The organism is Mesorhizobium sp. M1227 (assembly GCF_040318315.1).
GTDB lineage: Bacteria > Pseudomonadota > Alphaproteobacteria > Rhizobiales > Rhizobiaceae > Mesorhizobium.
On record NZ_JAMYLZ010000034.1, the window covers coordinates 53,366 to 65,283 of the forward strand.

General features: G+C 63.2%; 13 protein-coding genes. 3 read left to right on the top strand and 10 right to left on the bottom strand.

Annotated features, from left to right (window positions below; all coding sequences use genetic code 11):
* Window positions 1-12: 12 nt before the first annotated feature.
* The 10 genes from NKH28_RS27760 to NKH28_RS27805 form a co-directional block, all read right to left on the bottom strand.
* Complete coding sequence (locus NKH28_RS27760; RefSeq protein WP_352980889.1) at window positions 13-1,737, bottom strand: hypothetical protein; 1,725 nt, start codon at window positions 1,735-1,737, stop codon at window positions 13-15.
* 184 nt (window positions 1,738-1,921) lie between these two features.
* Window positions 1,922-2,635, bottom strand: coding sequence for a hypothetical protein (locus NKH28_RS27765; RefSeq protein WP_352922181.1), 714 nt, complete (start codon window positions 2,633-2,635; stop codon window positions 1,922-1,924).
* Window positions 2,635-3,126 carry a hypothetical protein gene (locus tag NKH28_RS27770; RefSeq protein ID WP_352980890.1) on the bottom strand — a complete coding sequence of 164 codons (492 nt, stop codon included), beginning with the start codon at window positions 3,124-3,126 and terminating at the stop codon, window positions 2,635-2,637. Before NKH28_RS27770 ends, NKH28_RS27765 begins: the two co-directional genes overlap by 1 nt.
* Before the next feature lie 2 nt (window positions 3,127-3,128).
* A complete protein-coding gene (locus NKH28_RS27775; RefSeq protein WP_352980891.1) occupies window positions 3,129-3,800 on the bottom strand; it encodes a hypothetical protein in 672 nt (223 codons plus the stop codon).
* A 204-nt stretch (window positions 3,801-4,004) separates the two neighbouring features.
* On the bottom strand, window positions 4,005-6,458 hold the full coding sequence (locus NKH28_RS27780) for a phage tail protein (protein WP_352980892.1): 2,454 nt from the start codon (window positions 6,456-6,458) through the stop codon (window positions 4,005-4,007).
* Complete coding sequence (locus NKH28_RS27785) at window positions 6,455-7,057, bottom strand: phage connector family protein (RefSeq protein ID WP_352770674.1); 603 nt, start codon at window positions 7,055-7,057, stop codon at window positions 6,455-6,457. The genes NKH28_RS27780 and NKH28_RS27785 overlap by 4 nt, the downstream gene beginning before the upstream one ends.
* A gap of 287 nt (window positions 7,058-7,344) precedes the next feature.
* Window positions 7,345-7,590, bottom strand: coding sequence for a hypothetical protein (locus tag NKH28_RS27790; RefSeq protein WP_031211513.1), 246 nt, complete (start codon window positions 7,588-7,590; stop codon window positions 7,345-7,347).
* 210 nt (window positions 7,591-7,800) lie between these two features.
* Complete coding sequence (locus NKH28_RS27795; protein WP_352755556.1) at window positions 7,801-8,790, bottom strand: Coat protein; 990 nt, start codon at window positions 8,788-8,790, stop codon at window positions 7,801-7,803.
* Window positions 8,791-8,813: 23 nt separating this feature from the next.
* A complete protein-coding gene (locus NKH28_RS27800) occupies window positions 8,814-9,722 on the bottom strand; it encodes a hypothetical protein (protein ID WP_352980893.1) in 909 nt (302 codons plus the stop codon).
* Between the two features lie 208 nt (window positions 9,723-9,930).
* Complete coding sequence (locus NKH28_RS27805) at window positions 9,931-10,503, bottom strand: hypothetical protein (RefSeq protein WP_352980894.1); 573 nt, start codon at window positions 10,501-10,503, stop codon at window positions 9,931-9,933.
* A 120-nt stretch (window positions 10,504-10,623) separates the two neighbouring features.
* Here NKH28_RS27805 and NKH28_RS27810 point away from each other — a divergent pair, with 120 nt between their 5' ends.
* From NKH28_RS27810 to NKH28_RS27820, 3 genes are all read left to right on the top strand, one after another.
* Entirely contained in the window at window positions 10,624-10,812 is a 189-nt protein-coding gene (locus NKH28_RS27810; RefSeq protein WP_352638347.1) for a type II toxin-antitoxin system HicA family toxin, read from the top strand.
* Between the two features lie 4 nt (window positions 10,813-10,816).
* A complete protein-coding gene (locus NKH28_RS27815; protein ID WP_352541138.1) occupies window positions 10,817-11,218 on the top strand; it encodes a type II toxin-antitoxin system HicB family antitoxin in 402 nt (133 codons plus the stop codon).
* A 194-nt stretch (window positions 11,219-11,412) separates the two neighbouring features.
* Window positions 11,413-11,730 (top strand): YMGG-like glycine zipper-containing protein, encoded by a 318-nt coding sequence (locus NKH28_RS27820; RefSeq protein ID WP_292654509.1) that lies wholly within the window; start codon window positions 11,413-11,415, stop codon window positions 11,728-11,730.
* Window positions 11,731-11,918: the final 188 nt, after the last annotated feature.

Below are 11,918 nucleotides of genomic sequence, written 5' to 3' on the forward strand. Positions count from 1 at the left end.
GTCATATGTCACCTATTTGTTCGATTTTTCTATATTCTCAAACCCAGCCGTAAGACGAAGATTTTTATGGCTATTTGATCCTGACGATTTTGTCTTGTCAGCGGGATTAACCGGATCTATGTGATCGATATGAGCTTCGTTTTTTGGAGGAGTTACGCCTCTTTTGCTTTTCTTTGCTGGAATTATTTCTATACCACTCTCATCCGATCTCAAAATTCCATCATTCACCCTTTTATTTTCCTCGAAAATAGCTATCCTCTGCTTCTTTGTTGGATCCTTGCCGGACGCAACGTTGGGAGGATCTTCCAAATGCGTATAGGGCCTCCTTATTTCTCGGGCCTTGCCGGTCGAGATCGGAATCTCTTCTGCATTGACAGAAACCGGGGGAGCCCCACTATCCAGTACGATATCAGGTTTAGCATTCGCAGAACGCCCGGCAAGCCTTGCCAACACCTGGCTGCCAACTGCACTGAGCCCTTCGGCAAGGACATTGCCGCCCGCCCCCCAAAGCGCGCCGTTGGCAATTCCCCAGGGGACGCTCTGTCCTGTGTTGAAGGCGTATGCCCCGCCATAAGTGCCACCCGCCACACCCCCGACGCCAGTTCGGGCAGCAAGACCGATCAAGCCGTTCTCTGCCGCCGCGCCAACGCTTGCCCGGCCCAGCAAACCGAACAAACTCTCCGCCAGGCCATATCCGCTTAAGCCGGTGCCGAGGGCTTCCGCCGCCCAACCGGCCGAACCGGCCCGGTCCTCGGCGTCCTCGGTCTTGGCCTGTTCATCTTCGAGGAGGTTCTGGTAGTTTCCTCCGGACCAAGCGGAGTCCAGCCCGGCGGAGATCGCATCCGCACCGCCGGCGGCCGCGCCCTTAGCCGTGAGGCGGCCGACATCCGAGAACGCCAAGCCGAATTGCTGTAGCCACGGCATGGTGCTGTACTGGGCTTGGGCCGGATGTTCCCCGATCCACGCCAGCCTGTTCTTGAGCACTGCAACCTGGGCTTCCAACGACTCTGGCGCGACGTTCGGATCTTGGGCGGCCTTGGCTCGCCACTGGGCTTCCGCCGCCACAGAAATCTGTTGGGTTGTCGCCTTGCGGGCATCAGGATCGCGAACCGCCAGGACGATCGAACTCAACTTGGCAAGGCGCTTTTCGAACGGCACGCCTTGGTCGATGTATTTCGCCGCCTGCTGGCCAGCTACAGCCCAGGGCATTGGCAGTATTCGGTCGAAGCCCAACTCCTGCTGAGCAGCGACGGCCCAGGTGACGGCAGCCTTATAATCCTCAGGAGCTGTGATCTTATCCCAGTCCGGAGCATGGTTCGGGAACAGTTGGCCGACGTAACCGGCGGGATCGGCGCGCCTGGCACCCAGCACCAATTGCGCGGCGCCGGCCCTTATCTCATACTGCTCCCGCTCTTCCGGCGAGCCGTAGGGGCCGGGTTCAAAATCCCGAATCTGGGCGTGTATCGCCTGGTTCGGGACGGGTCGCATGTCGAAAACCGCGCGGCCGATATCAGCCGTTATGTCGAAGGCTTGGAGACGCTTGCCGCCATCTTCGGCGCCGTACACGGCAGTGAAGTCTTCGGCACCCGGTGTCTTGCCAGAATAGCTGCCGGTATTGGCAATGGCAGCCGGCGCGTTCTGCAAGGCGATGTCGATGCTCGTGCGCGCATCGACCAGGCTTGCCACAGTCGCTACCTGCACCTTCTGGCCGAGATCCTGAACCGTGTCCGGCGACAAGTCGGCAATCCAGGGTCCTGCGGCAGCCCAAGCCGTATTTCCGACGGGCCCCACGGAACCCGTGCGGATAGGTGTTTCGTCGGACGCAAGGCCACCTACGGGCGCTTCGCGCGTCGCCAGCACGCTGGACCCACTCGCCCGAGGCCCACTCACAGCCTCGACGGTATCGTCCTTGGTCCTGCCGTCAGTCGCTCCCGACCGCCCCACCCAGCACCTCCGCGGCACCCTTCGGGTCCTTGGCGATCATCGCCTGGGCGAGCGCCTTTGCCGTGTTGGCGCGCCAGGCGGCCTCGGCGGCCTGCCGGGCCACCGGGTTGCCCATCTTGCCGATCAGCTCGAGCCCGCTCTGCCTGATGGCATCGAATGTTTCTGTGTCGTCCGGGTCGCTTTGCGCGATGGCGCTGGTATAGCCGTCCTCGACCTTGCTCCACTCGGCCTGCTCATAATTCTGGCGCCGCGCGTGCTGCTGCGCCGCCATGCGTGCCGAGCCGGCGAGCCGCAGAGCCTGCTTTTGGGCGAGGAAATTGGCGCGTTCGCCCTCCGGCACTTTCGCCACGGTGTCGTCGAAGATCTGGTCGAACAGGCCGGGCTTGACGACGCCGTCGCTGCGCGGATCGAGCTGGCCATACATGAAGTCGTGCAGGCCGCCGCCGTCGGCCGGCGCGGTCTGCACCGCCACGGCCTCGGCATGCGCTATGCGTGCGTTCAGCTCGCGGCCGATAATGTCGGCATCGAAAGCGTCCTGCTGCTGCTTCTGTTGCTTGAAGCGCTCGGCAATCGCCGAGAGCTCGTCGCCAAAGCCTTGCATGGCGGCGCCCACCGGCGAGCCGCTGGGATAGGAGGCCACAGTGCCGGTATCGAGGCGGCGCTGGGCAAGCTGGAGCGGGATGGTGGCCATCAGTAGAGGCCTCCACCCGGCGCCGGCGGGAAGGCGCTTCTGCCGAACGTCACCGCCTTGGCCGGGTCGTAGAGGCCGGAGATGCCCGACACGAGGTTGCCGCCGGCCTTGAAGATCGAGGCGCCGACCGCCTGCCTGCCGGAAAAGCGCGCGATCGCCGCTTGCGTGGCGAGACCGTTCTGGCGCAGCTGCGAGCCGTACTGGATCGCCTTGAGGTCGAGCTGGCCCTGCCTCGCATTGGCCGCCAGCACCTCGGTCGGCGAACCAGAAATAGCGACGCCCGAAGCGCCGGCCTGGCCACGCGCCTGCGCCTGCAGCAGATCCTGCTTGTGGCGCTCCTGGCCCTGCTCGAAGGCCGAGCTTTGGGCGTCGGCCCGCGCCTGCTGTTCATAGGCTTTGGCCTGGTACTCGGCCATCTGCTTGGACTGCTGGCCTTCCGCCAGCGCGCCGCCGACCGAAAGCGCCGTACCGATAAGAGCTAGTGTGCACATGGTCAGCCTCGTTCGCCGGCGGGAATGAATTTGCTTTTGATGCCGTCGACCGGCGCACCGATCGAAGGCCGCCGGTCGAGCACGCCGCCCGGGCTGAGGAAGGACAAAAGCAGCCGGTCGGCCTGGATCGCCGGGCGGCTGAGACGCGATGGCGCGGCGGCCCGCGGGCCGGCCATGGCGGTGCGCCGGATGGTGGTCAGGTTGATCTTCAGGTCGACGGCGCCGTCGGCATCGAAAAGGCCGTTGGCGGCGATGATGGCGCGGCTCAAGGCATCGGCCGCGAACAGCTCCTGGCGCAGCTGCTCGATCAGCCAGTGGACCGTGCGCCAGCGCTCGCCGAGCGCCTCGGCCTTTGTCCTGACCTCGTCGCCGGGCGCAGGCGTGGCGACGGCAGCTTCGGCGGGGGGTTCGTCCAGGGGGGCGCCAATGCGGCGCTCGTCCGCGTCCTCGATGGTTTTCTCGATCAGCGCGATTTCAGCGTTGCAGTCGTCCAATGCGGCACGCGCCGCCGTCAAATTGCCGGCGCCGAAGATCGCGTGAAACTTTTCCGTTTCCAGCTCGCCCTTGCGGGCGATCGCATCGTTGAGGTCGGTGTCGAGCAAGGCGCGGATGGCAGCGAAATCGGCAGCCGTCCGCGCCCTGCCGAGGTCTTCGGCATGGGGGAGTTGAGTCACGGGTGGGTTCCTTGGTTGGGGAAGCGATGGAAGACGGAGCGGGTGATCTCCCCCCTCGAGGGGGAGATGGCCGGTAGGCCAGAGGGGGTCGTCTCGCGTGGAGCTCCAACCCCTCAGTTTGCGATAGGAGGCCGCGTCAGGACGAACCGACCCCTCTGTCGCCTTCGGCGACATCTCCCCCTCGAGGGGGGAGATCAGCAGCTTCTAAGGCTCGGCGTCGAACACCGGTGTCATCGCCCTGATCGTGCAGGGCGTTGGATTGACGTGGCGGATCTTCACCCGCCCCTGCCCTTCCCAGCTATCGTCGATCGGCACCTCGACATTGCCGGTGAACAATTTCGCCATGCCGTCGGGTGCAACCACAGACGGAATGCGAACCTGCTCCCAGCGGCCGCGGATGAACGACTGGACCTGAAGCCCGGTTGTGTCGGTTTCCAGCAGCGAAAGAATGAGCTTGGCCACCTTCTTGCGCCGCCCGACGATCGATCCGTCGCGACCGCCGACGTCGAGTTCCAGCGTGTTGGCTTCGGACTGGTAGCCGAGCCCGACCTGCCATTTGGCTGCCGTAGCCCCACCGGGCAGCGAAACCGCGCCAGCAGCCACAGCAAGGCCCTTGTAGACCTTGCCATCGGCCAAGACGTCGAGTGTTTCGCCGTTGAGATGATCAAGCCCTGAGACCGTGCCCACAGCGGCGCCCGAATAGGTCAGGCCGCAGTCGACTTCGAATGCATCGCCGATCCCGCCATACTCAAACGGCGCGGTCTTGATTTCGATATAGCGCCTGGTCACGCCGCCGATCGTGCGCTTGACGATCAGCCAGAGATCGTCGTTGCCGTCCTGGCCGGGCGTCACCACGGCGCTTTCGACAACGGCCCAGTTCGATCCTGCGAAGCTTCCGGCGATCTGGTGGATGTGCATGCCGCGAACGTCCTGCGACGGCTGGTGCGTGTAGCCGCCGAGTTCGCCATCCCCGAGCGGGAACCAGAGCAGCGGATCGGGGTCGGTCTGGAAGGCGAGTTCGACGACGCCTTTCTTGGGAATGTGCTCCGATATCTGACCGACATCGTCGGAGGTGAAGCGGCCGGTGGCGTTTTGCGTCAGCTCGGCGATCGATTTGCGGGAGCGGGTGACATAGAGGAACGACTGCCCCGCATCGACGGGACGCAGCGGGGCACAACCGAAAGTCCGGGACCGGCGGTTCTTGAACGAGGACGGCGTCAGCGCCTCGTCGATGCCGGAACCCGACAGCGCCCTCACCCCGCCAAGCGTTCCGATGATCAGCGCACCGTCCGATTCCGCCACCCACGTAATGTCATTGGCCTGGCCGCCACCTGCCTGCACGAATTCCAGCGCGTCGGTGTCTTTCTCACCGGTGGCGAAGTTGTCGAAATCGCCGGTTTGCGAGGCATAGACCGAGAATTTTCGGCTGAACGCCAGACGCTCCTCGTAAAGCGAACCGCTCTGGACATACTTGCCGGGCACGAACGTGCCGAGACGCCAGCGAATGATCGGGCTGAGATCGGGCAGAGCATGCCCGTACAACTGGACCGTGACCACCGTCGTGCTGGTCCGGGCAACGACCTTGGCCCAGCGCCAGAAGCCATCCGCGCCAAGCAGACGAATGGCGCGGCCGATATCGCTGGTCTGGAAGCCGATGCCGTCGTTGATGCCGACGATCGAGGAGGCCGAGAGATCGAACGGCGTTTGCGACGGCGCGTATTCGTGCAGGGCCAGTTCGGCGATAGCGGTTCCGTCGCTGCCGCCACCTGAAAACAGTAGCTGATAATATTCGTAGGCAACCGTGTTGTTGAAGCCGTCGAAGAAACGGGTTTCCGACTTGGACCAGCCGGTCTCTCCGTCCCGGCTGTCGAGCGTCGTCCAGTCGGTGCCGTTGTGCGAGGCCTGGAATTGCCACTGGGTCGGCGATGCAGTGTCTGAGTGATCATTCGTGGCGGTAATCCAGTAGGCGTCGACCGTCTTGGCCCCGCCGCCGAACTGGTAGCGCAGATACCCGCTCGGAAAGCCCGCTATGTTCTCCCCCTTCTGCTTGTCGCCATCGAACACCTGCCACACGTCGGATGAGCCGTTGCTGTTGCTGACCGTGCCGCTTGGCAGCGTATTCGAGGCCATGACCGGCATGGCGTTGCCGGTTGCGGCCGGCGTTAGCGTCGTGGCCGTGGTGTTGATCTTGTCGTATGGGCCGTCGAGAAAGACGAAATCGGCGAGCGTCCAGGTCGTGTGCGCAGTGCGCGTCAGCACTTTGACCGGATGATCCTTGTGGGTGATCCACATCTGGTCTGCCGACTGGACGAATTGCAGGTCGAACAGATCGGCCTCGGGATAAGGCGAAACGACTTCGACCGTGCCGACACGCGCGCCATAGGCATAGACGCGGATGTAGAGATCGCCGAATTCGAGCGCATAGGCCTGATCGGCCGAGAAGATGAACGGGATCAGCCGTGTCGCCTTTGATGAGTCCCTCACCTCCGCGCAAAAATAGGTGCCGCCACGCTTCCTGATACCGCCATGCGGCAGCGTGACGAAATTCATGCATTTGGACAGCGCCGCCCGGTAAAGATCGAGCGAGGCGCGAGCATGCAAGCGGGGAGAAATCTCGCCGCGGATGAAAGCATCCTGGACCGGATAGAGCGTGGTCATCGGCCGACGCCCCGGCTGTCGCCGCGCTGGAAAGCCCAGGACGTCGTCGAAAATCTGCCGCCGCGCTGGATGGCATTGGCTGAATAGGCGGCGTCCAGCGCCCTGTCATAGGCGCTGCGGGCGACGTCGATCATGCTGGCCTTGTGGGTCAACGGATGGGCGATCTTGATGGCGAGCGCCGCCACCAGCACTTCGCTGAACAGCGCGTCCCAGTCGTTGGGATCGGTCAGATTGGCGACATAGCGGATGACGCGCGGTCCGGCCTGATCCGAATAGATCAGCCCGGCCTCCTGCCGCCATGAGAGCGGCACGCCATCCGGCTCGCCATTATGGGTCAGCGGCAAGGGCCGCAGGCAATCGGCGGGAAGCTCATAGGCGAAGTTCAGCGTGCCAGCGCCGCCGCAGGTGTCGAAGCCGGCGACCGAGGCCGCCAGGATGGCGAAGACAAAGGCATGCTTGGTCAATTCGGCCTCGCGGGTCAGGTCAAAATGCAGATTGAGCAGGCGCGCCGCCTTGGCGTCCTGGTCGAGGCTGTCGATCGGCGCCTCGTCGAGCACGGCGAGCGCCATGTTGGCGATGTCGAGCGGGGTGATGGCCATGGCTCAGCCCTCTGTCTGTATGGTTGGTCGGAGAAAACGGGGCATGGTGCCTCCACGGCAAAAAGCCGCTTCGAAGCGGCTGGGGATTTTTTGTGATTTTGGCTTGGGCGGAACGTTGCACGTCTCGTGCATCGAGCGTCACAACGCCAACCGCCCCGTCAGGACACGGGTGGCAGGCGCTGCGTGATCCGTCTTTTTCCCATTCGGGCAAGGAAGACGGCAAAGCTTCGGCTATTGCAGTTTCACGACACCGCCGCGCAACGCGGCGATGTCTTGCCTGAATTGTGTCAGCCGACGTGCGCGCCGGTCGAGATCCCTGTTTCAGCTGACTTGGCAAAGACGCTTGCTTTCACCCTTCCGGCACCTCCCGCCAAAGCCAAGCCCCTGTCCAGGGCGTCCTGAAGACTTGGCGTGTAGTAAGCGGTGTCTTCCAGGCCGCTGAAGAAGTTTATGCGATGAACTTCCCCCTTCTTGCTCATGACAATGCCCGCTTTTCGGAGCACTTCCTGAACTGTTTTGTACTTCATGTTCATGGTGACCTCCCTTACCAAGACAAGGCAGCATCGCCCTTTCTTGTAACTGTTTGGTGCCGTCGATTGGCCAAAGGGCAACATGAATGTTGTAGCGAACGCCAAAATTCACATCACTCCGACGCAGCGCAGCGGGTGAACTTGCGGGTCGCCACGGTGGCCGACCTGGTGTCCCGAAGGGGCGGGACGTCTGACGCCCGCCCCTTCGCCCGATCAGGCCTCGGTCGTCTTCAGCGCGATGAACGTCATGTGCTTGACGCTCGACGCCGTGCGGTCCCAGTTTGCCGCCAGTGCCAGCTCGGCATCGGTGGCGAATTCGCCGGCCGAGGACGCATCGAGGAAGCGGGTGCCCGGCACATGCGGCACGAAATGCCGGCGGCCGACCATTTCGGTGACACCACCGCCATGGCCCTGCCGCGGCTTGCGGTCGAACTCGAGCGGGCCGCCTTCGGTGTTGACCGGCAGCTCGTTCCAAAGGATCGCCTTGTCCTTGAACATGAACGCCGTGTAGACGCCGCCGGCAACCGGAATGTCGTCGTCGACGACGGCCCTGAGCCCCATGTAATAGGGGATCAGCGGCCCGCCCTGCTCGGACGACGGCACATAGTCGATGAGGTCGGCGAGCTTCAGCGCCTTCATCTGTTTCGAATGCATCCAGATCGTCTTGAACTTGTCGGCGCGGTCGCCCATCAGATAGGCGGCCTCGATGATGTCGGTGTCGACGATGGAGGCGCCGGTGACGCGCACCAGGTCACTGCCGTCATTGGCGATGTTGTCGGCCAGCACGCCTTTCAGTATGCCCAGCAGCGTCAGCTTGTTGGCGCGCTGCCAGTAGTCGGTCTGGCGGCGCACGATAAGCTTCTGCGGATCGTCGCCGGCAAGGATCGAGGTCAGATCCGGGATGCCCCAGGCCTGCGCACGCACATTGCGGGCGGCGACTTCGCGGCGCGCACCGATCTTCTTCATCTCGATCGAGTCGGCCGGGTCGTCATTGACCGGCTCGGACGGATCGTTGCCGAGGTCCTTCCAGCCGGGCATGTCGACGGAACGTCCGCCCAGGCTGAGCTTCGAGGCGATCGACGGGTCGGAAAACAGGATCCCGGCCTGGTAAATCTCCAGCGACTGGACGTGCTCCTCGAACGAGTATTGCGCATAGACGGACGGAACGATCGCGTCCGCGATACGGGTATAGGCGTCTGCCATTTTTGTCTTCCTTCAGGTTCGGGTTAAAGAGGATTGTTGGGCATCCACAGGTCGGGATTTTCGCCGGCCTCGCGTGCCAGCCGCCGGGCGCGGGCGGGGTCGCTTTTGACGAGCGCCGAGATGCCAGTCAGGTTGCGCTCGCCGGCGGCATTGCGCTTGAAGGGATTGCCTCCGCTCAAGGCAGCATTGCCGTCGATCGTGTCTTCGCGGAACATCGCCTCGCCGATGGCGTGGAACGCCTTGGCGATCTGCGGGTCGGTCAAGGCACCGTCCGGCAGAAGGATGCCCTTCGCCTTGTAGGCATTGACCAGTCCGAGCTTCTTCATCGCCCGGTTGGCGACCTCGAGCTTCTGGCGAAAGCCATCGCTGCCGGTCGGTCCCCAATCCCTGACGAGGTCGTCGTGGGTCGTCTCGACCGAGCGGGCAACAGCGATTTGCTGTGCCTTGGCCTGCTCGGCCATGTAGCCGACGAAGCGGTCGTGATAGGCCTGTGCGACCTTCGGGGTAGCACCTGCCTCGACCGCCCAGGTCTTGGACGCATTGGCGAGCTCGTCCGAATAGGCGAAGTTTTCGGGGAGCCCGTCGGGGCGCCGGTACTCGACCTTCTCGGGTGAGGTCAGCGGACGCATCGCCTCGGGCAGCCGGGCATGGAACCTGTCCCAGTCTTCCGCGGCTGCATCGGCTGCCGGAACGCGCAGGCTCTCGCCCTGCTGCCGCTCCAGCTCCGCATAGGAGGCGAAGACCCGATCGAGGCTTTCAGGCTTGGTCCAGCCCTTGGTTTCAGCAAGCTTGCGGTTGCCTTCGGAAAGACCGTCAAACCAACTTTTGGCCGTAGGCGGGACGGACCCGTTGTCCCCGTTGGCCGGTGGCCGTGCAAGGTTGCCCGCCGGTGGCGCCGCCACCACGGACCCGGCGTCTGCCAGATCTGTCATGAGAAGATTCCTTTTGTTGACGTTTCAGAGGAGAGCCGATGGCGACGCTTGGTATCTCCCCCCTCGAGGGGGAGATGGCCGGCAGGCCAGAGGGGGTAGCCGCGCGTGGAGCGCCGACCTCATCTGTCGCCGGGCGTCGCGCCCGGTCGAACCGACCCCCTCTGTCGCCTTCGGCGACATCTCCCCCTCAAGGGGGAAGATTAGCGCCTCAGGCATTATCGCCCCAGTTCTCCCAGAGCAGCGTGATGGTGCCCGACACCGCCAGCGTGCCGTCGGCGTCGATATCCGTGCCGGTGGCAAACGCCAGGTTGAGATAGAGGTCGACCGGCGTCACGGTGCCGTCGAGCGTCAAGGCTGCGGCAACATCGGCAATCGACGCGCTCGACAGTGCGGCACCCGCGCCATCCAGCGTACGGCCGGTGGCGGCCAGCACATTGACCATGGTGCCGGCGAGCGCCGCGCTCGACGCTGCCGTCGAGCCGAGCGACCAGGTCAGCGCGGCATTGTCGTTGATGGTCGACGCGCGGGTAGTCAGCACCGCGAACTGCAGCCGGGCCGTACCGCCCCTGATGCGGATCTTGCCATCGATGAAATCGAACAGCTTCTGGCTGGCATAGGCCAGTGCATCGGTGACCGGCACCGGCATGGCATTGAAGGAGAAGACGGTGCGGTAGGCGCCGCCCTGTCCGGTCGTCCTGGCGGTGAGCCCCGCCTTGGGCGGGGCAAGGCCGGCTTCTCTGGCGGCGGCACGCGAAAGCGTCCGCGCAAGACCTCGGGTCATTTGATTTCTCCATTTTTGGGATTTTTCGGGGATTGAAAAAGGCAGCGATTGGACCGCCGCACGCAAACTGCGGCAAATCCTCATGGACATTTGGGTCAGTTATGTGTATTTATACACAACATGAAGGGCGCCGATGTCATCCACAGGCTGTTGGCGGATGGCTGGTACGAAGTGGCTCGAAAAGGAAGTCACGCCCAGTTCAAGCACAAATCCAAGCCGGGCCGGGTGACAGTTCCGCATCCCAAGCGCGACATCCCGATCGGCACTCTCAAGAGTATTGAAAAACAATCCGGCGTGAAGCTGAGGTAGAGAAATGCGGAACTATATCGGATTGATCCACAAGCAAGCGGACAGCGACTTCGGCGTCTCCTTTCCCGATTTTCCGGGCCTGGTGACAGCCGGCGTCAACCTGGATGATGCCCGTGCCATGGCCGGGGAAGCACTGGCCTTTCATGTCGAGGGGCTGGTCGAGGATGGCGAGGCCATTCCCGAGCCGTCATCCCTGGAGGAAGTGATGTCGGACAAGGACAATCTGAGCGGTGTCGCCATCCTGGTTCCCTTGAAAGCTGAAGCTGCGAAGGTCGTGCGTGTCAACGTCACCATTCCGGAAGATGTCCTCGATCAGATTGACCGATATGCGGAGCGCCACGGCTACAGCCGATCCGGATTTCTGGCCGCTGCGGCGAAAAAGGTAATGCAGATCGAGGCAGCGTAGCGCTCTCGAAGGTCGACTGGAGATGAAGCTCTTTGGGTCTTGTTCGGTTACTTTCTTTGCGGATCAGGCTGTCAGACAAAAACAACCATGTCTTATTTCGTGAGGCACGGTGCCTATGTTCCGCCGCAAATGCGACCGTACTTGGCAAAATCAGCCTGCGAATTAGTTCATAGACTTCAAGGGAGTATCAGACGATGACCATGTCCAGAGCCATTGCCGCCATGTTCGTAACCGCCGCGCTGGCAGGCTGCGCGCAGACCGAAGCACAGCAGAGAACCAGCACCGGTGCGCTGCTCGGCGCCGGCGCCGGCGCGCTTGCCGGCCAGGCGATCGGCGGCAACACCAAGAGCACGGTCATCGGTGCCGGAGCCGGCGCCTTGCTGGGCGCCGTCGTCGGCAACGCCACCACGCCGCAGCCGCGCAGCGAACAGCTTTGCCGCTATCAGGATCGCACCAGCGGCCGCATCTACACCGCCCCCTGCGACGACCGGTATTATAACGGCGATTATTGAGCGTAGCCCCTTCTCCCCGTTTTACGGAGAGGAGGTCCCGGTAGGGGGATGAGGGGCAGCGCAAACTTCTGAAATGCCGGCACCGCGATAGTGTGCTGAAGGTTCTGCAAAAAGTTTTGGAGAGAGAACGGCGCTTGCTCTGAGGGGCGAGCGGCCATGGCACGGTGGTGACGTTGCGATCACCGATT